This window comes from Mesorhizobium oxytropidicola, assembly GCF_056174625.1.
This window is the reverse complement of sequence record NZ_CM149692.1, coordinates 6,133,589-6,157,171: the sequence shown is the minus strand read 5'-3', so window position 1 is coordinate 6,157,171 and position 23,583 is coordinate 6,133,589. Positions and strand designations below refer to the sequence as shown.

19 protein-coding genes and 3 pseudogenes are annotated in these 23,583 nt (G+C 63.1%); 6 read left to right on the top strand and 16 right to left on the bottom strand.

The window, feature by feature from the left end; genetic code table 11:
- Positions 1-89 precede the first annotated feature (89 nt).
- Positions 90-2,459 carry a DUF1989 domain-containing protein gene (locus tag AC0V8S_RS30985; protein WP_475435292.1) on the bottom strand — a complete coding sequence of 790 codons (2,370 nt, stop codon included), beginning with the start codon at positions 2,457-2,459 and terminating at the stop codon, positions 90-92.
- A gap of 301 nt (positions 2,460-2,760) precedes the next feature.
- On the opposite strand from AC0V8S_RS30985, the pseudogene AC0V8S_RS30980 reads away from it, so the two are divergent.
- Positions 2,761-3,716, top strand: a pseudogene (locus tag AC0V8S_RS30980) (IS5 family transposase).
- 166 nt (positions 3,717-3,882) lie between these two features.
- On the opposite strand, the gene AC0V8S_RS30975 reads toward AC0V8S_RS30980, so the two are convergent.
- The 14 genes and pseudogenes from AC0V8S_RS30975 to AC0V8S_RS30910 form a co-directional block, all read right to left on the bottom strand.
- Positions 3,883-4,506, bottom strand: coding sequence for a sarcosine oxidase subunit gamma (locus AC0V8S_RS30975; RefSeq protein WP_183457228.1), 624 nt, complete (start codon positions 4,504-4,506; stop codon positions 3,883-3,885).
- Positions 4,499-7,480, bottom strand: coding sequence for a sarcosine oxidase subunit alpha (locus tag AC0V8S_RS30970; protein WP_475435289.1), 2,982 nt, complete (start codon positions 7,478-7,480; stop codon positions 4,499-4,501). The genes AC0V8S_RS30975 and AC0V8S_RS30970 overlap by 8 nt, the downstream gene beginning before the upstream one ends.
- Positions 7,480-7,755 (bottom strand): sarcosine oxidase subunit delta, encoded by a 276-nt coding sequence (locus tag AC0V8S_RS30965; RefSeq protein WP_183457233.1) that lies wholly within the window; start codon positions 7,753-7,755, stop codon positions 7,480-7,482. The genes AC0V8S_RS30970 and AC0V8S_RS30965 overlap by 1 nt, the downstream gene beginning before the upstream one ends.
- A 10-nt stretch (positions 7,756-7,765) precedes the next feature.
- Complete coding sequence (locus AC0V8S_RS30960; RefSeq protein WP_183457235.1) at positions 7,766-9,019, bottom strand: sarcosine oxidase subunit beta family protein; 1,254 nt, start codon at positions 9,017-9,019, stop codon at positions 7,766-7,768.
- Between the two features lie 92 nt (positions 9,020-9,111).
- Positions 9,112-10,419 (bottom strand): type III glutamate--ammonia ligase, encoded by a 1,308-nt coding sequence (gene glnT, locus AC0V8S_RS30955; protein WP_183457237.1) that lies wholly within the window; start codon positions 10,417-10,419, stop codon positions 9,112-9,114.
- 62 nt (positions 10,420-10,481) lie between these two features.
- Positions 10,482-11,809, bottom strand: a pseudogene (locus AC0V8S_RS30950) (FMN-binding glutamate synthase family protein).
- 6 nt (positions 11,810-11,815) lie between these two features.
- Positions 11,816-12,547, bottom strand: a complete 732-nt coding sequence (locus AC0V8S_RS30945) for a GltB/FmdC/FwdC-like GXGXG domain-containing protein (protein WP_475435287.1) — start codon at positions 12,545-12,547, stop codon at positions 11,816-11,818.
- 4 nt (positions 12,548-12,551) lie between these two features.
- Entirely contained in the window at positions 12,552-13,448 is an 897-nt protein-coding gene (locus AC0V8S_RS30940) for a class II glutamine amidotransferase (RefSeq protein WP_475435285.1), read from the bottom strand.
- A gap of 85 nt (positions 13,449-13,533) precedes the next feature.
- The gene (locus tag AC0V8S_RS30935) at positions 13,534-13,863 is read right to left on the bottom strand and encodes a hypothetical protein (RefSeq protein ID WP_475435283.1); all 330 of its coding nucleotides are present in this window, start codon (positions 13,861-13,863) and stop codon (positions 13,534-13,536) included.
- Positions 13,860-14,549, bottom strand: a complete 690-nt coding sequence (locus tag AC0V8S_RS30930) for a hypothetical protein (protein WP_183465195.1) — start codon at positions 14,547-14,549, stop codon at positions 13,860-13,862. The genes AC0V8S_RS30935 and AC0V8S_RS30930 overlap by 4 nt, the downstream gene beginning before the upstream one ends.
- Before the next feature lie 47 nt (positions 14,550-14,596).
- Positions 14,597-16,000 (bottom strand): APC family permease, encoded by a 1,404-nt coding sequence (locus AC0V8S_RS30925; protein ID WP_183457242.1) that lies wholly within the window; start codon positions 15,998-16,000, stop codon positions 14,597-14,599.
- 14 nt (positions 16,001-16,014) lie between these two features.
- A complete protein-coding gene (locus AC0V8S_RS30920; RefSeq protein ID WP_095198794.1) occupies positions 16,015-16,176 on the bottom strand; it encodes a hypothetical protein in 162 nt (53 codons plus the stop codon).
- A gap of 33 nt (positions 16,177-16,209) precedes the next feature.
- Positions 16,210-16,587: a hypothetical protein gene (locus AC0V8S_RS30915; RefSeq protein WP_475435281.1), complete on the bottom strand. Its 378-nt coding sequence runs from the start codon at positions 16,585-16,587 to the stop codon at positions 16,210-16,212.
- A 12-nt stretch (positions 16,588-16,599) separates the two neighbouring features.
- Positions 16,600-16,887 carry a hypothetical protein gene (locus tag AC0V8S_RS30910; RefSeq protein ID WP_183457243.1) on the bottom strand — a complete coding sequence of 96 codons (288 nt, stop codon included), beginning with the start codon at positions 16,885-16,887 and terminating at the stop codon, positions 16,600-16,602.
- Between the two features lie 287 nt (positions 16,888-17,174).
- Here AC0V8S_RS30910 and AC0V8S_RS30905 point away from each other — a divergent pair.
- The 4 genes and pseudogenes from AC0V8S_RS30905 to AC0V8S_RS30890 all read left to right on the top strand — a co-directional run bounded on the left by AC0V8S_RS30905 (position 17,175) and on the right by AC0V8S_RS30890 (position 21,017).
- Positions 17,175-18,307: pseudogene (locus tag AC0V8S_RS30905) on the top strand (aminomethyl transferase family protein).
- A gap of 101 nt (positions 18,308-18,408) precedes the next feature.
- The gene (locus AC0V8S_RS30900; RefSeq protein WP_475435279.1) at positions 18,409-19,005 is read left to right on the top strand and encodes a dimethylamine monooxygenase subunit DmmA family protein; all 597 of its coding nucleotides are present in this window, start codon (positions 18,409-18,411) and stop codon (positions 19,003-19,005) included.
- Positions 19,002-19,967: a PDR/VanB family oxidoreductase gene (locus tag AC0V8S_RS30895; RefSeq protein ID WP_475435277.1), complete on the top strand. Its 966-nt coding sequence runs from the start codon at positions 19,002-19,004 to the stop codon at positions 19,965-19,967. Before AC0V8S_RS30900 ends, AC0V8S_RS30895 begins: the two co-directional genes overlap by 4 nt.
- Before the next feature lie 9 nt (positions 19,968-19,976).
- A complete protein-coding gene (locus AC0V8S_RS30890) occupies positions 19,977-21,017 on the top strand; it encodes a heme-dependent oxidative N-demethylase family protein (protein ID WP_475435275.1) in 1,041 nt (346 codons plus the stop codon).
- Between the two features lie 217 nt (positions 21,018-21,234).
- Here AC0V8S_RS30890 and AC0V8S_RS30885 read toward each other — a convergent pair whose 3' ends face one another.
- Complete coding sequence (locus AC0V8S_RS30885; RefSeq protein ID WP_475435273.1) at positions 21,235-21,948, bottom strand: helix-turn-helix domain-containing protein; 714 nt, start codon at positions 21,946-21,948, stop codon at positions 21,235-21,237.
- 262 nt (positions 21,949-22,210) lie between these two features.
- Here AC0V8S_RS30885 and AC0V8S_RS30880 point away from each other — a divergent pair, with 262 nt between their 5' ends.
- Entirely contained in the window at positions 22,211-23,569 is a 1,359-nt protein-coding gene (locus tag AC0V8S_RS30880) for an NAD(P)-binding domain-containing protein (RefSeq protein WP_475435272.1), read from the top strand.
- The last annotated feature ends 14 nt before the right edge of the window (positions 23,570-23,583 follow it).

Here is a 23,583-nt window from a genome sequence, read left to right as displayed (position 1 = left end):
TCAAGCGTTTTGTGACGCCGTGCACATCACGCTTGCGCGCACATGCTCTTGCCTTCTCCCACAAGGGGAGAAGGCAGGGGTTGCAACGCTCAGGAGCGCGGTCTGGTCTTCTGCGGATCGTAATGGGCGAAGGCGACGACTCGCGCCGGCAGCCGCTTGGCATGCCCGTCCAGCTTGCCGATCTCGACCTCCGTGCCGAGGGATGCATGGGTGACGTCGAGCCTGGCCAGCGCGATGTTCTTGCCGAGCACTGGCGAACGCATGCCCGACGTGACCACGCCGATCTGCGCACGGCCGACATGGACGCAGTCGCCATGGCCGACCGCGACATTGCTGTCGATGTCGAGGCCGACGAGCTTGTGCTGCGGGTGCTCCTTGCGCCGGATCAGCGCCTCGCGGCCGATGAAATCGTCGGTCTTGCTCTTCAGCGGCACGGTGAAGCCGATGCCAGCCTCGAACGGGTCGGTCTGGTCGGAGAATTCATAGCCCGCGAAGATCAGCCCGGCTTCGATGCGCACCATGTCGAGCGCCTGCAGGCCCATCGGCTTCAGCCCATGCGGCTGGCCGGCGTCCCAGATCGCGTCGAACACCTTTTCGGCGTCGCGCGGATGACACCAGATCTCGTAACCGAGCTCGCCGGTATAGCCGGTGCGCGAGACCACGACCGGAATGCCGTTGCCGCCGCCGATGCGGGCGACGGCGAAGCGGAACCATTCGAGCTCGTCGATCGACGGCTGCAGCGGCGACGTCCAGATCACTTCTCGCAGGATGTCGCGGCTCTTCGGCCCCTGCACGGCGACATTGTGCATCTGGTCGGTCGACGAGCGCACCAGCACGTTGAGCCCGAGCTTCTTGGCCGTCTCGCGCAGCCATTCGCCGGACAGGTCGTCGCCGCCGACCCAGCGGAAATTGTCCTTTCCGAGCCTGAGCAGCGTGCCGTCGTCGATCATTCCGCCATGCTCGTAGCACATGGCCGAATAGACCACCTGGCCGACGCTGAGTTTCTTCACGTCGCGAGTCAGCGTGTATTGCAGCAGCGCTTCCGAATCCGGACCGGTGACCTCGAATTTTCTGAGCGGCGACAGGTCCATGATCACCGCGTCCTGCCGGCAGGCCCAGTATTCGGCGATGGCGCCTTCCCTGGCGAAGGAATTGGCCAGCCAATAGCCCCTGTACTCCGAGAAGTTGCGGGTGTGCTTGGCGAAGGACGAATGGAAGGAGGTCTCGCGGGTCATTTTCGGTTCCGAATCGGGCGTCATGCGTCTGGCGATCGCTCGCGAGAATTTGTGCTGGCCGGAATAGGTCCGCACATGGATGTCGGTCAGGTTCCAGCCATTGGCCGGCGTCGTGTCGTCGGGGCAGGCGGAGGAGACGCAGACGATGTCGGTCAGCGCCCTGAGCAGCACATAGTCGCCGGCGCGTGACCACGGCTCGTCGGAGACCATCACGCCGTGTGCGTCGATCGCCGTGTTGAAGAAGAAGTTGATCGCCATCCAGCCGGCACGCGGATTGACGCCCTTGCCGGCCAGCGCACCGTTGAAATTCTCCGAGCAGTTGGTGTGGCCGGGGTAGCCGATGTCGTCGTAATATTTGGCAGCACAGGCGAGCGCGAAGGCGTCATGCCGGCCGCATGTGTCCTGCACCACCTCGACCAGCGGCTCCATGTCCTGGTCGTAATATTTCGAATGCAGGCCCGGCATCGGATAGCTCGATCCCATCAGCGTGCGCGTCGTGGTCACGTCGAGCGGATGGTCGAGGCCCTTGTCGAGCTTGCGCGCCGAAAAGCACTGGAAGTCGGTGCACTGGCGCCCGTCGACGTCGATGATCTGCAGATAGTCGCCCGCCTTGACGAAATAGGATTCCGCCGTCGCCGAGTGGACGCGCAGGTCGAGCACCGGGTCGGCGAGCGGATCGGCCAGCTGCGTTTTTGTTTTCAGGCGGATCGTCTTGCGCCGCACGATGACGGTGAGCGGCGTTGCCGTGTCATGGCCGTCGACCAGCATCGGCCCGCCGGGCGCGGCGATGACCATCCAGCCGTCTCGCGTAACGGTGAATGCTTGTTCCGTACCGGCCGGCGTGGCGCCGCCGAACACGCGCACCGCCTTGGCCTGATCGAGCACCACCTGCCGGCGCGCAATGCCGCGCCGCAACGCGCCGATACTGTCATCGCCCTCGGCAAGCAACGCCTTGATGCCGGCGGCATTGCTGTTGGATTTTTCGCCGAAGATGGCGGGATCGGTGGCACCTGTGGCGTCCCAGGCCAGCAACTCGCAAGCCTGGCCGCCTTCGACATTGCGCACCGTGATCGTATCGCCCGCCTCGACCTCGATCAGCACCGCGCCATTGCCCTGGATCGTATAACGCTGCATGCCCGGCGGCAGCGCGATCTGGCCGGGCCTCAGGATGAGGCTCGGCCCGGGCGGTCCGGCAGCGACTGTGGGGTAGGGCGACTGGCTCATCTCAGCCTTGCGGTTCGAGAAACAAGTTTGCCTGTGTGTGAAATTATTTTAGCAGCAAGAATAGCAGCGCGGTTGCGTTTGGCAAGGCGAAGGTGGCACAAGCTCCCCTTCTCCCCTTGTGGGAGAAGGTGTCGCCGAAGGCGACGGATGAGGGGTGCTCCAGGGAACGCCAACGTCTCACCTCGCTGGAACACCCCTCATCCGTCTCGGCGCTAACGCGCCGATCCACCTTCTCCCCTTGTGGGCCTGTTGCGTAATTCGCTGGTTGTGATTCTCTGAGAGGGAGCTCGGAGGAATCGCGATGGCGGTGAAGCAGACTGGACAGTTGAGCTTGGCGGAGGCCTTTCTGGGCCACAAGCTGACGGGGGGTTCTTCGCCACTCGACCGTCTGTCGGGTCTGGTGAAGTGGTACCGGTTCGAGAAGCTGCTTAATGCGCTGCGCGATGGTGGACCGGGTCGAGCTGCCTGGCCGCCGCTGGTGTTGTTCAAGGCACTGTTGCTGCAATCGCTCTACGGACTGTCGGATCGCGAGTTAGAGGAAGCGCTGGGCGATCGGCTGTCGTTCCGGCGCTTTGCTGGGCTGGGGCTGGACGATACAATCCCCGACCACACGGTGCTGTCGCGTTTTCGCAATCTGCTTGTCAGCGAAGGGCTGATGGAGAAGCTGTTTGGCGAACTGGACCGGCAGTTGGAGAAGGCCGGCGTGATCCTGAAGCGCGGTACGATGCTGGATGCCACGCTGATTGATGCGGTCTCGACGCCGCCGACACCCGAGCGGCCGTCGCAGGATACGGACGCCCGCGTCACAGCACGCAAGGCAAGAGCGGCCTTACCTTCGGCTACAAGGCTCATGTCGGGGTGGATGAAGGCTCTGGCCTGATCCGCACGGTGATCACGACACCGGCCAACGTCAACGACACGGTCGTGGCTGATCACTTGATCTGCGGTGATGAGAAGACGGTATGGGCAGACGCAGCCTATGACACCCATGCCCGCCGTGCTCGGCTCATGGCGGCCGGCAAGAAGGTGCGCATTGCACGGCGCCCCAACAAGCATCATGCGCTGCCGCCGCGGCTCAAGCACTACAATCGCCTGATCGCCAGACGGCGAGCAGCGGTGGAGACCACCTTCGCCACGCTCAAGAACCGCATGAAGCTGACCACGATCCGCTACATCGGGTTGGCCAAGGCTGCTGGTCAGGTGACAATGGCGGCCATCGCTTTCAACATGCGCCGATGGGCCGCCATCACGGGATAGGTGCGTCCACAATCCGGCCAGCCAAGGCCGAACCGCCACCTCAAACATCGAAACCAGACCTCAACCCCTAAGAACCAGCAATAGCCCGCTGATCCTGTTCCCCCGCCGTTCCTCCCAGTAACTGCGCAACAGGCCCACAAGGGGAGAAGGAAGAGGCGCACAAACGCTACGTCAGTTCCTCAGAGTGGCTAATGTCGACACCATACTCCGCAGCCGAGTCGAGCATCGTGTGCCATAGGCTTTCGGCGAAGGTCGCAAACACCAGAACGTTGAACACGGCCAATCCATCTCGATCATTTCCCCGCCACAGCGTGACGCTGGTGTGATCCATTGAGGTCGCGGCCGCCGCGCCAACAGCGAACGCATCGGGGTGCAGGTCAATCGACGACAGCTTGGCCAGCATCGCCCGTGCCTTGGTGCCGGAGATGCTGATCAGCACCCGCGCATGCGACTGGTCGGACAGCGACGCCGATCCGGCGAGGGAAAGCGCAAGCTCCGCTATCCCATGCTTTCCACCCTTCGACAGGACAAAGAACTGATCCGGTCCCGACCAGATCAACGTCGCATCCGCCGTGCCGACCGCCTTCGGCGTTTCCGAAGCCACGACACCGAAGCGAGCCAGGGCAGCCTTGGCAAGCTCCGTCGCCTTGCCGCGCCGCGCCATCACCTGGACGAGGTCGAAATTGCGGATCTCGGTCAGCGACACGCCGGCATCACCCCGCGCGCCATAAGCACCCGACACAAGCGCGCGGTCGAGTGGGCTGCGGACGTCCCAGGAAAACTCAGCCACGCTGGCGCCCTCCATCCGGGTCGTAGAAGACGGGATTGCAGAGTTCGACGTCATAGTCCTCGCCGCGTATCGGGTCATGCGCGTGGACGATCTCGCCGATGCGTTCGCGGCCGCGTTCGACCAGCGCCAGCCCGATCCACTGGTCTGATGTCGGCGAGAAGCAGACCGAGGTGATATAGCCTTGGTCGTTGCCGGGGCCAGGTGTCTGCCCTTTCGGGATGATGTGCGCACCGGAGCGCAGCCGGCGCGCTCTGTCCGTCGGCCTGATGCCGACGACGACCTGCCGGTCCGGCGCGACCAGAGCCTCGCGGCCGGCCATGACCCGGCCGATAAAGTCCTTCTTGGTCGACATCATCTTGCCGAGGCCGAGATCGGCCGCCGTCGTTGTGCCGCTCAATTCCGGTCCGGCGATATGGCCCTTCTCGATGCGCATCACGCCGAGCGCCTCGGTGCCGTAAGGCGTGACGCCGAACGGTTTGCCGGCCAGCATCAGATTGCGCGCCATCGCCTCGCCGTAGCGTGCCGGCACTGAAATCTCGAACGCCATTTCGCCGGAGAAGGAGATGCGGAACAGCCTTGCCTTGATGCCGCCGCGCAAAGCCACTTCGCGCGCGCCCATGAACGGGAAACCTTCGTTGGACAGGTCCTCCGCCGGGTCGACGATTTCCTTCAGCAGATCGCGCGTCTTCGGCCCGGCGATGGAAAACTGCGCCCACTGGTCGGAGACCGAGGTCAACTGCACGTCGAGTTCTGGAAACAGCACCTGCCGGCAGAATTCGAGATGCTGCATCACCAGCCCGGCCTTGGCCGTGGTGGTGGTCAGGAAATAGTGGTCCTCGGCCAGCCGCGACGTCGTGCCGTCATCATAGACGATGCCGTCCTCGCGCAGCATCAGCCCGTAGCGCGCCTTGCCGACGGCAAGATTGGAGAAGGTGTTGATGTAGACGCGATCGAGGAAGGCGCCGGCATCCGGGCCGTGCACGTCGATCTTGCCAAGCGTCGAGACATCGCAGAAGCCAACGCCGCCGCGCACAGCCTTGACCTCGCGGGTCACCGATTCCAGCCAGTCCTTCTCACCCGCGCGCGGATACCATTGCGCGCGCTTCCATAGGCCGGTGTCGACGAAGATCGCACCTTGTTCGGCGGCCCAGTGATGCGACGGCGTCAGCCGTGTCGCATGGAACGTTTCGTCGCGATGATGGCCGGCAAAGGCGCCGATGGCGACGGGCACGTAAGGCGGCCGGTAGATGGTGGTGCCGGTCTCGGGGATGGACTTGCCGGTGACCGCCGCCATGATGGCGAGCCCGGCGACATTCGACGTCTTGCCCTGGTCGGTTGCCATGCCGAGCGTCGTGTAGCGCTTCAGATGCTCGACCGATTCAAAACCTTCGCGCTGGGCCAGTTCGATGTCGGAGGCGGTGACATCGTGCTGGTAGTCGACGAAGGCCTTGCCCTTGCCGGCGACGTGCCAGAGCGGTGTGAGCGAGAACGCCTCGTCGTCGGCGAGTGGCGCAGAGCCGATCTTGCCGTCACGCCCGGCATCACGCGCCGCCGCTGCACCTGCGGCGAACCCTTCGGCCAGGCAGGCGCCAAGGCCAAAGGCGCCGTTGGCGGCACCGGCGGCGACCATGCCGGGAGGCGCGCCATCCGGCGCGAATGCGGCGATGTCGTCCCGCCATTTCGGCCGGCCGCGATGATAGGAGGTCAGCCCGACCGCAGGGTTCCAGCCGCCCGAAACGGCGAGCCCGTCGGCCTCGACTTCGGCGCGCGCGCCGCCGGTGAGCGACACCGCGATTTTCCTCACTCCATCCTTGCCACCGTCGACGCCGCTGACGGCGCCGTGCAGCACAGTGAAGCCATTCCTGGACGCCAGCGAGCGATGTGCCGGCGAAACGTCCGGCCGCGCGTCGATGACCGCCGCGATCTGCAGCCCCGCGCCAAGCGCCGTCTCGACCGTGCGCCAGCCATCCTCATTGTTGGTGAACAGTGCAATGCGCTTCGCCGGAACAGCGGCATAACGCGCGACATAGGTGCGCATCGCGGACGCCATCATCACGCCGGGCGTGTCGTTGCCGGCGAAGACGATCGGCCGCTCGAGAGCGCCGGCCGCGACCACGCAACGCTTCGCCACGATCCGCCACAGCCGCTGGCGTACCTGGTGCTCAGGCGGCGAGGGAAGGTGGTCGTTGACCCGCTCCAGCGCGCCATGGGTGCCGCCGTCATAGACGCCGAACAGCGTCGTGCGGGTCATGATGCGGACATCGGGCATTGCCGCCAGCTCAGCCAGTGTCCGTGACAGCCATTCGGCTGCCGGCAGGCCATCGATCGAACCGCCATCCGAAAGCAGGCGGCCGCCAAGCGTGAAATCTTCCTCGCACAGGATGACACGAGCACCGGAGCGGCCGGCAGCAAGTGCCGCTGCCAGACCGGCCGGACCGGAGCCGGCGATCAGCACATCGCAATGTGCCCAGGCCTTGTCGTAACGGTCGGGATCGGCGACACCGGCGGCGCGGCCAAGGCCGGCGGCGCGACGGATCGCCGGCTCGTAGATCGCTTCCCAGAATTTCGCCGGCCACATGAAGGTCTTGTAGTAGAAGCCGGCAACAAAGATCGGCGCGAACAGCTGGTTGACCGACATCACATCGTGGCGCAGCGACGGCCAACGGTTCTGGCTGGCGGCTTCCAGCCCTTCGTAGAGCTCCGCGGTCGTTGCCTTGGTGTTCGGCTCGCGCCGGGCACCTGTGCGCAGTTCGACCAGCGCGTTGGGCTCTTCCGAGCCCGCGGTCAGTATGCCGCGCGGGCGATGGTATTTGAACGAGCGGCCGACCAGCTTGACGCCATTGGCAACCAGCGCCGATGCCAGCGTGTCGCCCTGGAAGCCGGAAAAGCTCTTGCCGTCGAAGCGGAAGTTCAGCGGTGTCAAGCGGTCGATGAGGCCGCCACTGTCCAGCCGGTTTGTCTGTGCGCCGGCCATCACGCGCCAACCTTGGCGGCGCCTGCGCCTGCAGCCGGTTCGATGGCCGAAATCTCATGCGTCAGCGTGTTGCGGGTGATCTTCAGCCAGGCCCGGCAACCGCCGCCATGATACCAGTTCTCGCTCATCACGCCGGCGATGTTGTCACGCAGATAGACGTAGTCGAAGACCTCGTCTTCCGAAGCGCCAGCCGTCGGTCGCACCGGCTTAGCGTCGCCGAGATAGGTGAACTCGCCGAGTTCGCGTTCGCCGCAGAAGGGACAGGTGATGCGCATACTCGGGCCTTCAGTGCAGGTTCGGTTGGGCGCCCTGGCCCTTTTCGTCGATCATGGCGCCGGTCCGGAACCGGTCGAGGCGAAACCGTGCAGCCTCCTCATGTGGCGTGTCGCGGGCCAGCAGATGGGCAAAGACAAAGCCTGAGCCAGGCGTCGCCTTGAAGCCGCCATAGCACCAGCCGGCGTTGAGGTAGAGACCGTCGACCGGCGTCTTGTCGATGATCGGCGAGCCGTCCATCGACATGTCCATGATGCCGCCCCACTGGCGCAAAAGCCGCACACGGCCGATCATCGGCATCAGCGCCATGCCGCCCTCGCAGACATCCTCCATCACGGGCATGTTGCCGCGCTGGGCGTAGGAATTGTAGCCGTCAATGTCGCCGCCGAAGACCAGCCCGCCCTTGTCGGACTGGCTGACATAGAAATGGCCGGCGCCAAAGGTCATGACGCCGGGGATCAGCGGCTTGATCGCCTCGGAGACGAAGGCCTGCAGCACATGGCTTTCGATCGGCAGGCGCAAGCCCGCCATATCAGCGACGCGCGACGAAGAGCCGGCGACGGCCATGCCGACCTTGCCGGCGCCGATCTTGCCACGCGACGTCTCGACACCGGTCACCTTGCCATTGGCGTCCCTGACGAAACCAGTCACCTCGCAATTCTGGATGATGTCGACGCCGAGCCCGCTCGCCGCATGGGCATAGCCCCAAACCACGGCATCGTGACGTGCCGTGCCGCCGCGCCGCTGCAGCAGTCCGCCTTGCACAGGAAAGCGCGCATTGTCGAAGTTCAGGAACGGCATCATCTTCTTAACCGCGGCGAGGTCGAGCAGCTCGGCATCGATGCCGTTGATGCGCATGGTGTTGCCGCGCCGCGCATAGGCGTCGCGCTGTGCGTCGGAGTGGTACAGGTTGATGACGCCGCGCTGGCTGACCATCGAATTGTAGTTGAGGTCCTGCTCCATCCGCTCCCACAGCTTCATCGACAATTCGTAGAAGCCGGTATTGCCGGGTAGGCCGTAATTGGAGCGGATGATGGTGGTGTTGCGGCCGGCATTGCCGGAGCCGATCCAGCCCTTTTCCAGCACGGCGACATTCCTGATGCCGTATTCGCTGGCGAGGAACCAGGCGGTGGCCAGGCCATGGCCGCCGCCGCCGATGATCACCACGTCGTACCGATCCTTCGGCGTGGCGTCGCGCCAGGTGCGCTGCCAGTTCTTGTGGCCTGACAGGGCGGCACGGGCGAGCGAGAAGATCGAGTATTTCATACGTTCATTCCGAGGTCGCTCGCCCAAACTGGACCTTTCCCTGACGCATCGGATTCACCCGAAAACCGTTTCACACTTTTCGGTCCGATGCTCTAGATATCCAGCGTGTGGTCGCGCTCCCATTGCGTGAAGTGCGAAGCATAGGAATTCCATTCCTGGTGCTTCAGCTTTAGGTAAGCCGACGAGAATTCCTCACCCAGCGCCGCCTTGAGCGATTTGTCCTTGTCGAACTCGCGCAGCGCGTCGAGCAGGTTCAGCGGCAGTTTCGGCGCACCTTTCACCGTGTGTCCGTGCTGGTACATGTCGATGTCGTAGCGCTTGCCGGGATCGGCCTTGGAGCGGATGCCGTCGAGGCCGGCGGCGATGATGACGGCCTGCAAGAGATAGGGGTTGGCGGCACCATCGGGCAGGCGCAGCTCAAAGCGGCCGGGGCCGGGAACGCGCACCATGTGGGTGCGGTTGTTGCCGGTCCAGGTGACCGTGTTCGGCGCCCAGGTCGCGCCCGAAATCGTACGCGGCGCGTTGATGCGCTTGTAGGAATTGACCGTCGGGTTGGTGATCGCGGCAAGCGCGGAGGCATGCTTCATGATGCCGCCGAGGAAATTCTTGCCCTTGGCAGACAGGCCGAGTTCCATCGAATTGTCGGCGAAGACGTTGGTCTTGCCGGCCTTGTCCCACACCGAGATATGGGCATGGCAGCCATTGCCGGTCAGGCCCTGGAAGGGTTTCGGCATGAAGGTGGCGCGCAGGCCGTGCTTCTCGGCGACCGACTTGACCATGAACTTGAAGAAGGAGTGCTTGTCGGCGGTGGCCAGCACGTCGTCGAAGGCCCAGTTCATCTCGAACTGGCCGTTGGCATCTTCATGGTCGTTCTGGTAGGGGCCCCAGCCGAGCGCCAGCATGTGATCGCAGATCTCGGCGATGACATCGTAGCGGCGCATCACCGCCTGCTGGTCGTAGCAGGGCTTCGAGGCCGTGTCGTATTGGTCTGAGATAACGCTGCCGTCCGGCGAGATCAGGAAGAACTCGGCCTCGACGCCGGTCTTGACATGCATACCGTCGCCCGCCGCTTCCGCGATCAGTCGCCGCAGCGTGTTGCGCGGCGTCTGGTCGACCTCCTTGTCGTCCATGACGCAGTTGGCGGCGACCCAAGCCACTTCCTTTTTCCATGGCAACTGGATGACCGAGTCCGGATCCGGCACCGCCAGCATGTCGGGATGCGCCGGCGTGAGGTCGAGCCAGGTCGCAAAACCCGCAAAGCCGGCGCCGTCCTTCTGCATGTCGGCGATTGCCTGCGCCGGCACCAGCTTGGCACGCTGGCCACCGAACAAGTCGGTGTAGGAAATCATGAAATATTTGACGTTTTTCGCCCTTGCGAACTCTGCAAGATCAGCTGTCACGGAAGTTCCCCATTTTTGTCGATTGTTGGCCCCAGAGCATGTGGGCTTCGGCCCTTCGTTGATTAGAAGCCGTTCTTCCCCGGTATCCAGTTGGTGCCGGCCAGCGGCACGCCGGCCATGGCGGCGGCTTCGATGGTGAGCGCGACGAGGTCCTCGGGTTCGAGATTGTGCAGGCTGTTCTTGCCGCAGGCGCGGGCAATGGTCTGTGCTTCCAGCGTCATCACCTTGAGGTAGTTCGCCAGCCTTCGCCCGGCGGCCACCGGGTCCACCCGCTTCATCAACTCCGGGTCCTGCGTGGTGATGCCGGCAGGGTCGCGGCCCTCATGCCAGTCATCATAGGCGCCGGCTGTTGTGCCGAGTTCGTTGTACTCCGCCTCCCAGCGGGATCGTTGTCGCCGAGCGCGACAAGGGCCGCCGTGCCGATCGAGACCGCGTCGACGCCGAGCGCCAGCGCCTTGGCGACATCGGCGCCGTTGCGGATGCCGCCGGAGACGATCAGCTGCACCTTGCGGTGCATGCCGAGATCCTGCAGCGCCTGAACCGCCGGCCGGATACAGGCGAGCGTCGGTTGGCCGACATTCTCGATGAACACTTCCTGCGTCGCCGCCGTGCCGCCCTGCATGCCGTCGACGACGACGACATCGGCGCCGGCCTTCACCGCAAGGGCTGTATCGTAATAGGGGCGGGCGCCGCCGACCTTGACGTAGATCGGCTTTTCCCAGTCGGTGATCTCGCGCAGTTCGAGGATCTTGATCTCGAGATCGTCCGGCCCGGTCCAGTCGGGGTGACGCGAGGCCGAGCGCTGGTCGATGCCCTTCGGCAGCGTGCGCATCTCGGCGACGCGGTCGGAAATCTTCTGGCCAAGCAGCATGCCGCCGCCGCCGGGCTTGGCGCCCTGGCCGACAACCACCTCGATCGCATCGGCGCGGCGCAGGTCGCGCAAATTCATGCCGTAGCGAGAGGGCAGATATTGATAGACCAGTTGCTTGGAATGGCCCCGCTCTTCCTCGGTCATGCCGCCATCGCCCGTGGTGGTCGAGGTGCCCGACAGCGTTGCGCCGCGCCCCAGCGCTTCCTTGGCCGGGCCGGACAGCGAGCCAAAGCTCATGCCGGCAATCGTGATCGGGATCTTCAGTTCTATCGGCTTCTTGGCGTGGCGCGAGCCGAGCACCACGCTGGTATCGCAACGCTCACGATAGCCTTCGAGCGGATAGCGCGAGATCGAGGCGCCGAGGAACAGCAGGTCGTCGAAATGCGGCAGCTTGCGCTTGGCGCCGGCGCCCCGGATGTCATAGATGCCGGTCGCCGCGGCGCGGCGGATTTCGGAAAGCGTGTAGTCGTCGAATGTCGCGGATTTGCGCGGCGTCGTCGGCGGGTTGCGATAGGTCATGCTGCCTCAATACGCGTCGGCGTTGTCGATATTGAAATTGTAGAGCGTGCGCGCCGAGCCGTAGCGCTTGAACTCCGACGGCTTGACGCCGGTAACGCCGGCACGGTCGAGCAGGCCCTGCAGCAGTTCCAGGTGTTCGGGCCGCATCTCCTTGGCGATGCAGTCGGCGCCCAGACTGTCGACCTTGCCGCGCACGAACAGGCGCGCCTCGTAGATGGAATCGCCCAGCGCATCGCCGGCATCGCCCAACACCACCAGATTGCCGGACTGCGCCATGAAGGCCGACATGTGGCCGATATTGCCGTGCACGACGATGTCGATGCCTTTCATCGAAATGCCGCAGCGCGACGAGGCGTTGCCCTCGATGACCAGAAGTCCGCCCTTGCCGGTGGCGCCGGCATACTGGCTGGCGTCGCCTTTCACTGTGATCGAACCCGACATCATGTTCTCGCCGACGCCGGGTCCGGCCGAGCCGTGCACGGTGATGGTGCTGCCGGAGTTCATGCCGCCGCAGTAGTAGCCGACGCTGCCGCGCACATCGATGCTGACGGGCTGGTCCACGCCGACGGCGACCGAATGGCTGCCCTTCGGGTGCAGCACCTCCCAAGCCGTTTCGTTCGAGCCGGGCGTCAGATTGTGCAGCGCCTGGTTGAGCTCGCGCAGCGACGACACATCGAGATCGAAGATCCGCGAGGCCTGGTCGTGTGCCGCCGCCTTTGAAAGTTTGGTTGCCGGCATGAACTCAATGCTCCCAGAAGTAGACGGTTGCGGGCTCCGGTTCCCAGACCCTCGCATTGTCTATGCCGGGCAGTTTGGTCAGCGCGCGATACTCCGAGCCGAAGGCGACATACTGGTCGGTCTCGGCCATAACGGCGGGCTTGCAGGCGATCGGGTCGCGGACGACGCCAAAACCGTTCTTAGTGCCGACGACGAAGGTGAAGAAGCCGTCGAGGTCCGAGAGCGTGCCTTCCAGCGCTTCGCCGAGATTCTTGCCATGTGCCATCTGCGACGAGAGATAGGCGGCCGCGACCTCGGTGTCGTTCTCGGTCTCGAATTTCATGCCCTCGCGGATCAGCTCGCGGCGGACATTGTTGTGGTTCGACAGCGAGCCATTGTGCACCAGGCACTGGTCGGCGCCGGTCGAGAAGGGATGCGCGCCCATCGTCGTCACCGCCGATTCCGTCGCCATGCGGGTGTGGCCGATGCCATGCGTGCCGGTCATCTTGCGGACGTCGAAGCGATCGACCACCGCTTCCGGCAAGCCGACTTCCTTGTAGATCTCGACAACGTCGCCGGCGCCCATGATGCGGATGTCGGGACGCAGTGCCTGGATCGCCTCCCGCGCCGCATCGATCTTGGCGGGCGTGGTCCTGACGACGGCATGGGTCGACTTCACCGCGATGCTCACCGGCGCGCCGATGGCCTTGGCAAGCTCGGTGTCGAGGTCGCGAAAATCGCGCGCGGGCTTGGCCGACTGGATGGTGATCTTGGCTTCATTCCTGGAAGGCGCGCCATAGATTGCAATGCCTGCGCTGTCGGGGCCGCGATCGCTGAGCGAGACCAGCATCTCCGACAGCATCGCGCCGAGCTTCGGCTCCAGCGACTTGTCCTTCAAAAACAGTCCGACAATTCCACACATGTCAGCCTCCCGGCGTTTGTAGCTAAGAGATGATGTACCGAATGCGTTGCCTGAATTCAATCACATGAAAAAAATTTTCCTGTAGTTACGTATGCGGCGTGATGCCGCCCTGCGAATTGTCACTGCCCTGCGCGGCATTGTGAACCCATAGCGCATGGCTGATGCGGGCCAGCTTGTAGGCGTCCAGAACAGATAGCGCATAGATCAGGAAGCCGCCGGCATGACGGCCGATGAAGCTGGCGTCGGGCGGCGCGATCTTGGCGGTCACCCAGGCCAGGATCACCATGAAGAACAGAAACTGCAAGCCCCGCACCGGCACACCCAGAATGACGTGGCCGCTTGCCGGCAGCACGATTGCCGCGCCGAGGACGAGATAAGGGCTCACCGGCGCCGGCTCTGTGTTCGAACTGGTCATGCGGCTTGCCGTTCGCTTTTGTTGATGGCGTCGCGCAGCGCCGAGAGAGAGGTGAGCAGCCGCTCGATCAGCGCCGGATCGATCTGCGCCTCACCGAATGCGGCCTGCCGGAAAACGCCGTAACGCGCCCGCTCGGCCTCGGCCAGCAGCCAGACGATGCGCACCCCGTTTGGCGTGATCAGCAGCTCCTTGGCGCGCCCCTCCGAAAAGGGTTCCAGATGGTCGGCGATGATGCCTTGCGGGAACCGTGTGCCGCGGCGGTCTGTCCGCAGCACCGCTTCGAGGGGAAATCCCGGAGCCTTCGGCAGCGTATGCTGGAGGTGGTCGAAATTCGAGAAGGTCGTCGGCGAGCCGGGTCGCATCATCATGTCGAACGTCGCCGGCACCGCCACCTTTTCGGTGATCGAAACGCTGAGCCAGCGGGCCGGGAGTTTTCGTGTTGCCAGCGTATCGACGATGGTGCGCAGCTGAACGCGTTGGCTGTTCCACGACCCTTCCCAGGTGACGACGCCGGCGGTGCCGTCCGAAACATCAGTGGCGTCGGCGATGATCGTGCGAATGCGGGCCTCGTCGGCGGCAAGCGCCGCCAATGCCCTGTTGCGGCTGCGCCGCGCCAGCCACGCAAGATGGAGGGCGAGAGCCAGGACGATGGCCCCGACAAGCAGTGCTGATGTCACGTCGGACATTTTTGTCATGTCCGGCCCGCCAAGGATCGGGGGCGGGCCGTCTCCCATCAATAGCCCTGCGGTTTCGGCCACGGCATGGTGAACTGGTCGCCGCGCCGCACGAATTTGTAGCGGTAGAAATGGAACCACAGCGAGATCAGGAAATAGAAGATGGTCATCGCGATCAGCTGCGAGCCGAAGCCGAGGAAGATGGCGAAGAACGTCACCACGCACAGGCAGAACAGCACAATGGCCGGCAGCGGATGGAACGGGTGCGTGTAGCCACGGCGGATGGAGCCCAGCGGCCACTTCTTGCGGAACATCATGATGTTGATGCTCATGAAGGTGTATTGCAGCACGCCCGACAGGATCGAAAAGGTGATCGCCTGGTTGAGGTCGGCGATGAAGGCGAAGGCGAGCGCGATCGGCAGCAGGAACAGGATCGAGCGATAGGGCGTGCGGTACTTCGGGTGAACGGCCGAGAACCAGCTCGGCAGATAGCGGTCGCGGCCAAGCGAGAACCACGCGCGGGCAGCATCATTGATACAACCATTGGCCGATGCCAGCGCCGCAAGCAGTGTCGCGATAAACAACAGGTTCTCCAGCAGCGGACTGCCAGTCAGCTTGCCGGCGTCCCACAGCGGGTAATAGGTGATGCCGAGATATTCCCAGGGCATCAGTGAGGCGCAGACATACCAGGTCATGGCGGCGGCGATCAGAAGCGTGATCATGCCGGCCATGGTGCCGTAGGGCAGGGACCGGGCCGGCGAGCGCACTTCCTCGGCCGCCTGCGTGGTGCCCTCGATGCCGAGATAATACCAGATACCGAACTGGAAGGCGGCGATGACGCCGATCCAGCCATAGGGCAGCGCATTGCCGGGAGTAACCAACTCATTGAGCTTCAGCACCGCGCCTTGCGTCCACGGGCTGACCGAGAAGAACAGGATGACGATCGAGACATAGGCGATCGCGGTGATGACGAAGTTGACGTTGAGCGTCATCAGCACGCCGCGATAGTTGAGCCAGGCCAACACCACGATGGTGGCGGCGATGAAGGAATTGTGGGTCAACCCTTCGACGCCGGCCTTGGCGACGATGGTGTCGCCGAGCAGGATCGCGTCCGAGACTTCGAGCATCGTGTAGGCAAACACCAGGAACAGCGCGACATTGAAGGCCATTAGCGGGCCGACAATGTGCTTGGCCTGCGCATACTGACCACCGGCGGCGGCGACCGTCGACGTCACCTCGGAATCGATCATGGCGACCGAGGTGTAGAGCAGCCCGACGATCCAGCAGACGATCAGTGCGGCCAGCGCGCCGCCCTTGTCGGCCGAAAAATTCCAGCCGGTGAATTCACCGACCAGAACGATGCCGACGCCAAGCGCCCAGACATGGGCGGGACCGAGCACCCGCAGCAGCGAGACCCTGTCGCCATTTGTTACCGAACCCGCAGTTTCAACCGCGACCGTCATTGTTCAATCCCCACTCAGATCCGGTGTTTTTCGGAAACGGCTTCAAGCTCGCCTTCGCGCGACGAGGTCAGAACGTCCTCGGAATAGGTCGTATCAACCTTGAACCAGTCGTAGAGCATCCACAGCGCGAGCACGACCGAGATGCCCCAGCATGCGTAAGAGAGTGAAATCCACATGGTCGTGTCCCCGATTGCTTGTCTTCGAAGCTCTTACTTGTCGTCGAATTTTTCGTTGATGACGTCGCGATATTCGCGGTCGGAGGCGCGGAACAGGAAGACGAAATAGCCGATCAGCACCGCCGCCATGATGATCAGTGTCGGCCAGTCGATGACATAGTGGAAGTGGTTTCGGATGACGTCGTGCGCGGTCTCAGGCGTATAGCCGAGCTTTTCCCAGATCGCGGCCATGGTCGGGTTCTGGCCAAGCGTTTCCCACGTCTTGGTGTCGAGCGCGTCGATGGATTTGGCGGCGCCGGCAAACCCCAGCTTCAGCGGCAGCCACAGCGCCACGAAGATGGCGACCACCACGACGACGATATCGAAAACCTGGCCAGCCTTGCTCTGCTCCGGCGGCGTATAGCGCGACATCTCTTGTACCCTTCAGGAGTTACGGTTGCGGGATGCGTCGGCGTTCTTGATATCGAGGCCGTAGATGAAGTCCTTGTCTTCCTTGTAGTGCTTGACCATCGCCAGGATCGCGGCGGTGTTGAAGATCAGCACGGCGGCGGCGGCAATCGCGACGACGGCCTTGATGCCGCTGTCGGGAATGTACGGCCATGTCATGAAGAGGACGAAGAGGATCGTCGCCCACAGGCAGATGATCAGCAGCGCGGATCCGCGCAAATCGGAACGGTACAGCGCTTCGATGCGCTGCTGCAGGTCTGACATCGGTTTTTCCCCTTTTTTCCGACGTCCGGTTCCGAATCCACCGCCCGCCGCTCTCTTTCAAGAGAGTGAAATTTTTTTCATAAATTCAGACCGTTTACCGCAATTGTCAAGACGAATTTACGCTGAGTTAACCGTTTGCTTGGGGCGGTCGATTTTGCCTGACAATGAAATTATTTGCTTTCAGGGGATTGCGGCCCTCCCGCGTTTGCGATCAATATTCGGGCCAAAGCTCCGGCCTCGCGCCAAGGAGCAGGGAACAATGGAATTTTTGAACGGAGGACGAGCGGATGACGGCATCCTGGAGATTTTCGACCCTGGCGGATCGCCACCGCGCGCTGGGTTCGAAGCTCGAAGACTGGAGCGGCATGGGCACCGCCTGGACCTACGACAAGGACGCCGACGAAGAGTACATCGCCATCCGCACCAAGGCCGGGTTGATGGATGTGTCGGGTCTGAAGAAGGTGCACATCACCGGGCCGCACGCCTCGCATCTCATCGATCTCGCCACCACGCGCGACGTGGAAAAGATCTACCCCGGCAAATCAGCCTATGCCTGCATGCTGAACGAAGCAGGGAAATTCACCGACGACTGCATCCTCTACCGCACCGGCCCGAACAGCTGGATGGTGGTGCATGGCTCGGGCACCGGCCATGAGGAATTGCAGCGCGCCGCGATGGGCCGCGATGTCTCGCTGCGCTTCGACGACAACCTGCACGACCTGTCGCTGCAAGGGCCGACGTCAGTCGACTATCTCGCCAAGCATGTGCCGGGATTCGCGACCTCAACTATTTCCACCATATGCAGGCGCAGCTCTTCGGTTTCCCGGTGATGATCTCGCGCACCGGCTACACTGGCGAGCGCGGCTACGAGATCTTCTGCCGTGGCCAGGATGCCGGCACGATCTGGGACCGGATTCTCGACGAGGGCAAGGGCGCCGGCATCATTCCGTGCCGCTTCACCACGCTCGATATGCTGCGGGTCGAAAGCTATCTGCTGTTCTATCCCTACGACAATTCGCAAAAATATCCGTTCGAGAATGAAGGCCCCGGCGACACGCTGTGGGAGCTCGGCCTCGACTTCACCGTCAGCCCCGGCAAGACCGGTTTTCGCGGCGCCGAGGAACACTACCGGCTGAAGGGCAAGGAGCGCTTCAAGATCTATGGCGTGCTGCTCGAAGGCAAGGAGCCGGCCGACGAGGGTGCCCCGGTCTATCGCGACGGCAAGAAGGTCGGCGTGGTGACCTGCGCCATGTATTCGCCGCTGGTCAAGAAATCGATGGGCATTGCCCGCCTCGACGTCGACTGCGCCGTCAAGGACACCAAGCTCGAAATTCGCAACAAGAGCGGGTCGATCAAGGCGACGGCGCAGCCATTGCCGTTCGACGATCCCAAAAAGACCAAGCGCACCGCCAAGGGTTGAGGCATCATCAACAGCGAGGGATTTTAAGACACTAGAGCATGATCCCGAAAAGTGGGAACCGGTTTTCGGACAAGATCATGCTCCAACTGATCTAAGAGAGAATGGCAGCCAAGACCATCATCAGCCGGCCCATTTACGGAACCTTGTCTCCGCAGCCCGGCAAGCACCATCTTTTCCTGGCCGATGCCGAAGGCGCGCTGGCGATCGTTGATATGGCAAAGACGGCTCCGCCCGGTTTCTTCGGCGGCGCCGAGATCGTCTTCATCCCAGGCCCCGACGGCAAGCATGTCGCCGCCCTCGAAGCGCTGAGGCCGGCGCAGTTTCATCTCGCGCCGTCCTTCGCCAGCCTGCTGCCGCGCCTGAAGCAGACGCTGAGCAACGCCCATATGGGCCTGCGCCTCTATCTCAGTGGCACCGAAGGGTTGATCGGCCAGGCTATGCAGGTGGCGCTCGAGGCCGGCATCGATCACACCTCCATGCAAACCGAGCATCGCGGCTCGCTGGCGCGGCGCATGCAGTGCGTGCACTGCAAAGGCATCACCGAGAACGTGACGACGCAGCCCGCCACCTGCGCGCATTGCGGTCTGCTGCTTTTGGTGCGCGATCATTATTCCAGGCGCCTCGCCGCCTTCCAGGGCGTGTGCATCAACGCCGAGGATCGCACCGAGATTCCTCCGATGGAGGAGGCCTTCCCATGAGCACCGGCACCACGAAACTCGATGTCGTCGTCAGCGACGTCGTTCCGGTCAACGAGCTGGTCACCCGCTTCCATTTCCGCCGGCGCGACGGCGAGCTGCTGCCGACCTTTTCCGGCGGCGCCCATGTCGTGGTCGAGATGCGCGATGGCGAGCGCACAAGGCTCAATCCCTATTCGCTGATGGGTTCGCCGCTCGACACGCGCGAATACACGATCTCGGTGCGCCGCGACGATGTCGGGCGCGGCGGTTCGCTGTTCATGCACAGGTCCGTCAAGCCGGGCCTGGAGATGGTGATCAGCTATCCCGTCAACCTGTTCTCGCTCGATCTCAGGGCGAAGAAACACCTGATGCTGGCCGGCGGCATCGGCATCACGCCGTTCATGGCGCAGACCGCGCAACTGGCGGGGGAGGGCGGCAATTTCGAACTGCATTACACCTGCCGCACCGCTTCGCTCGGCACCTATGCCGACCTGCTGCGGGAGCGCTATAACAGGCGCATCCGGCTCTATCACGACGATCTGGACGAACGCATCGAACTCGACCGGCTGCTGTCGACACAGCCGCTCGGCACGCATCTCTATGTCTGTGGTCCGGCCGGCATGATCAACTGGGTGCGCGACCGCGCGGCCGCCTTGGGCTGGCCGTCGGAGGCCGTGCATTTCGAGCATTTCGCCGCACCCCAGCCCGGCCTACCTTTCGACGTGACGCTGGCCGTCACCGGCAAGACGATCCGCGTCGATGAACAGCAGAGCCTGCTGGAGGCGATCGAGGCGGCCGGCGTCGATCCACCCTATCTCTGCCGCGGTGGCGTCTGCGGCCAGTGCGAAACCAACGTCATCTCGTATGATGGCAAGTTCATCCACAACGACCACTGGCTGAGCGAGGAAGACCACCGCTCCGGCTGCAAGATCATGCCATGCGTCTCGCGTTTCGAGGGCAAATCGCTGGTCTTGGAAAGATAGGAGGCGAGCTTGGGCATCACCTTTCGCACGGAAACGTTCCGCGACGATTTCACCTTCAGGAACAGCCCGGAGCACATCAGGCGCTTCCCATTCCCGTTCCATGAAGACGCCTACATGTATGCGGTCAATATCGAGCCGCATGTCGTCGGTCCGAAAGGCAGCGTGCTGGAGAACTTGATTGACGTCGACGAGCACTATGTCGCCGAGATGCAGGACCGCGCTTTGGTGCTGGCCGAGGATCCGCTGCGCTGCCAGTCGCTGCCGCACATGACGCTCGCCGGCTGGGATCTGCTCGAATTGCTGATGGAGCAGCAGGCGCTGGGTTATCCCGAGCATTTCACGCTGACCCGCGACGGCGACCGCTGGCGCTGGATCAACCGGCCGCTCGGCATCGACGACACCTTCACCTTCGGTGACACCTCGACGCTGCCTTACGGGCCGATGGAATACATCACCCGGCAGAGCCAGGGCGATTTCTGCATCCTCGACCAGCGCGACGGCAATCTGTGGATGGACGCCGGCATGGTCACCACCCAGGCCGACTGGTCGCTCGATTTCGACATCGGCATGAACTTCTTCGAGTGGCACGCGCCGGTGCCGCTGGCGCATGAGAAGGGGATTTTCGTCAGGGCGCTGAAATTCCTTACCAACATCCAGCAGGGCAAGCCGGCGCGGCGCCTCAACTGGACGATGACCATCAATCCGCGCTTGGATACCAGTCCGGAAAATTACCACAAATGGGGACCGGACCGCACGACCGTGACGCCGGAGAATGTCGGCGACAAGGTGCATCTGCGTGTCGAATTGCAAAGCTTCTGGCGCCTGCCGCGCTCCAACGGCATCGTCTTCCCGATCCGCTGCTACCTGATCAAGATGGACGAGCTGGTGACGCAGCCGAAATGGGCGCGGCGTTTGCACCGGGTGATCCGCGATTTGCCGGAGGAACTGGCTACTTACAAGGGGCTGACACGGTATCGGCCGACGCTGGTCGAGTGGCTGTCGAAGCTGGATGATGGGAGCGCGACGAGCCCCGGGTTTGGGCCGGACTAAATCTTCCTACGCCTGTTTGCACCGCCCTCTCAGGACCTGGTTTCCTCGCCCCCGCAAAGCGGGGAGAGGTGGCCGCGAAGCGGACGGAGAGAGGGGGCAGCGCCGGCGCGAGGGATGGGGCGCCAAAGACGCCGCAGTCCGCGCCATCCCCCTCTCCGTCTCGGCTTCGCCGAGCCACCTCTCCCCCACTTTCGTGGGGGCGAGGAACCCAAGCGTCTCACCCAGCGCTGTTCTGCGGATAGCAGATAATCGACAAATACCGCATCGGCAGTTTCGTCAGTTGCTCCGGTCCATGCGGTGCGTCGGCGTCGAAGAACAGGCTGTCGCCGGGCTTCATCGGGTAGAGATTGCTGCCGTGCCGGTAAACGACTTCGCCCTCCAGCATATAGAGGAACTCCATGCCCTCGTGCTGGAAGGTCGGGAACACATCCGAATCCTCGGTCAGCGTGATCAGATAGGGCTCGACGACGACGCCACTGGTGTTGGAGCCGATATGGCCGAGCAGATTGTACTGATGGCCGGCGCGCGTGCCGCGGCGCTCGACGTCAAGGCCTTCGCCGGCCTTGACGAAGACGGCGCTGCGCTCCTCCTCGAAGCGGCGGAAGAAGGCGGTGACCGGAACGCCGAGCGCCCGCGACAGCGCCTGCAAGGTGGTCAGCGATGGCGAGGTGATGCCGTTCTCGATCTTCGACAGCATGCCAAGCGAAATGTCGGTGGCGACGGCGAGATCGGCGACGGTGATGCCGAGCTTCTTGCGGAACGCCCGCACCTCGCGGCCGATCGCCACCTCCAGCACTTTCTCGCGTGTGTCGCGGATGGCGTGTGGATTCTGCGTCAGCGGTGCGCGGATGGTCTTGCCGTCCGCCGAGACCTTTGGTTGGGGCTTCGGCTTGACGCCGGCAAGCCCGGCCTTGGAACTGTCTTTCGCCATGTCGCCCCCGGACGTCGCGGATTTATTTCACTCAAGGTGAACATCAGAGGTGGCGATACAGCAGCGCGGCGGTGTCGGCAAGCCGTCTTAAGTCCCACCTGACGATCCCATGATTTCTGCCAGCGAAGGTTTTTCGCTGGGAATCCTTTGCACGCAAACGCCGTGCCCGCAGATGTCTGTTGACAGCACGGAAGGGCCAATTAGTGTCACTGTCAGTGAAATTTGTTTCGCTGGGGAAATCAAAAATGAGGAGGCCCTGGAAATGAAAACTCGCGTTGCCGTCATCGGCGCCGGACCGTCCGGACTGGCACAGCTCAGGGCCTTCAAGTCGGCTGCCGACAAGGGCGCCGACATTCCCGAAATCGTCTGCTTCGAAAAGCAGTCGGATTGGGGCGGCCTGTGGAACTACACCTGGCGCACCGGCCTCGACGAACATGGCGATCCCGTGCACGGCTCGATGTACCGCTATCTCTGGTCGAACGGACCGAAGGAATGCCTGGAATTCGCCGACTACACGTTCGAGGAGCATTTCGGCCGACCGATCGGCTCCTATCCGCCGCGCGCCGTGCTGTGGGATTACATCAAGGGCCGTGTCGAGAAATCGGGCCTGCGCAAATGGGTGCGCTTCAACAGCCCGGTGCGCATGGTGACCTTCTCGGACGAGACTAAGAAATTCACCGTCACCGCGCATGACCGCACCAACGACGTCACCTATTCCGAAGAGTTCGACAACGTCGTCGTCGCCTCCGGGCATTTCTCGGTGCCCAACGTCCCCTATTTCGAGGGTTTTTCCACCTTCAACGGCCGCATCCTGCACAGCCATGATTTCCGTGACGCGATGGAATTCAAGGGCAAGGACATCCTGATCGTCGGCCGCTCCTATTCCGCCGAGGACATTGGCTCGCAATGCTACAAATACGGCGCCAAATCCATCACCTCCAGCTACCGTTCGAAGCCGATGGGTTTCAAATGGCCGGAGAATTGGAAAGAAGTGCCGCTGCTGCAGAAGGTCGTCGGCAAGACCGCGCACTTCAAGGATGGCACCACCAAGGATGTCGACGCCATCATCCTGTGCACCGGCTATCTTCATTCCTTCCCCTTCCTCACCGACGATCTCAAGCTCAAGACCGCCAACCGCATGTGGCCGCTCGACCTCTATGAAGGCGTCGTCTGGGAGAAGAACCCGAAACTCTCCTATATCGGCATGCAGGATCAGTTCTACACCTTCAATATGTTCGACGCGCAGGCCTGGTTCGCCCGCGACGTCATCATGGGCCGCATCAAGTTGCCATCAGCCCAAGCGATGGCCGAGCACAGCACCAAATGGCGTGCCCGCGAGGAGACGCTGGAAGACGCCGAGCAGATGATCTGGTTCCAGGGCGACTACACCAAGGAACTGATGGACCAGACCGACTATCCCGGCTTCGACGTCGAGGCGGTCAACCAGACTTTCATGGAGTGGGAACACCACAAGGCGGAAGACATTATGAGCTTCCGCGACCACGCCTACCGCTCGCTGATGACCGGCACCATGGCGCCGCTGCACCACACGCCGTGGCTGCAGGCGCTGGACGATTCCATGGAGAGCTATCTCGAAGTGAAGGGCGTCGCGGCGGAGTAGCCGCGGCGCATCGT

What these genes read in the sequence shown, in the direction of transcription:
- AC0V8S_RS30985 (WP_475435292.1), bottom strand. Translation starts at nt 2,459, where the DNA reads ATGAGCCAGTCGCCCTACCCCACAGTCGCTGCCGGACCGCCCGGGCCG.
- AC0V8S_RS30970 (WP_475435289.1), bottom strand. Translation starts at nt 7,480, where the DNA reads ATGGCCGGCGCACAGACAAACCGGCTGGACAGTGGCGGCCTCATCGAC.
- AC0V8S_RS30965 (WP_183457233.1), bottom strand. Translation starts at nt 7,755, where the DNA reads ATGCGCATCACCTGTCCCTTCTGCGGCGAACGCGAACTCGGCGAGTTC.
- AC0V8S_RS30960 (WP_183457235.1), bottom strand. Translation starts at nt 9,019, where the DNA reads ATGAAATACTCGATCTTCTCGCTCGCCCGTGCCGCCCTGTCAGGCCAC.
- AC0V8S_RS30945 (WP_475435287.1), bottom strand. Translation starts at nt 12,547, where the DNA reads ATGCCGGCAACCAAACTTTCAAAGGCGGCGGCACACGACCAGGCCTCG.
- AC0V8S_RS30940 (WP_475435285.1), bottom strand. Translation starts at nt 13,448, where the DNA reads ATGTGTGGAATTGTCGGACTGTTTTTGAAGGACAAGTCGCTGGAGCCG.
- AC0V8S_RS30935 (WP_475435283.1), bottom strand. Translation starts at nt 13,863, where the DNA reads ATGACCAGTTCGAACACAGAGCCGGCGCCGGTGAGCCCTTATCTCGTC.
- AC0V8S_RS30930 (WP_183465195.1), bottom strand. Translation starts at nt 14,549, where the DNA reads ATGTCCGACGTGACATCAGCACTGCTTGTCGGGGCCATCGTCCTGGCT.
- AC0V8S_RS30925 (WP_183457242.1), bottom strand. Translation starts at nt 16,000, where the DNA reads ATGACGGTCGCGGTTGAAACTGCGGGTTCGGTAACAAATGGCGACAGG.
- AC0V8S_RS30920 (WP_095198794.1), bottom strand. Translation starts at nt 16,176, where the DNA reads ATGTGGATTTCACTCTCTTACGCATGCTGGGGCATCTCGGTCGTGCTC.
- AC0V8S_RS30915 (WP_475435281.1), bottom strand. Translation starts at nt 16,587, where the DNA reads ATGTCGCGCTATACGCCGCCGGAGCAGAGCAAGGCTGGCCAGGTTTTC.
- AC0V8S_RS30910 (WP_183457243.1), bottom strand. Translation starts at nt 16,887, where the DNA reads ATGTCAGACCTGCAGCAGCGCATCGAAGCGCTGTACCGTTCCGATTTG.
- AC0V8S_RS30900 (WP_475435279.1), top strand. Translation starts at nt 18,409, where the DNA reads ATGGCAGCCAAGACCATCATCAGCCGGCCCATTTACGGAACCTTGTCT.
- AC0V8S_RS30895 (WP_475435277.1), top strand. Translation starts at nt 19,002, where the DNA reads ATGAGCACCGGCACCACGAAACTCGATGTCGTCGTCAGCGACGTCGTT.
- AC0V8S_RS30885 (WP_475435273.1), bottom strand. Translation starts at nt 21,948, where the DNA reads ATGGCGAAAGACAGTTCCAAGGCCGGGCTTGCCGGCGTCAAGCCGAAG.
- AC0V8S_RS30880 (WP_475435272.1), top strand. Translation starts at nt 22,211, where the DNA reads ATGAAAACTCGCGTTGCCGTCATCGGCGCCGGACCGTCCGGACTGGCA.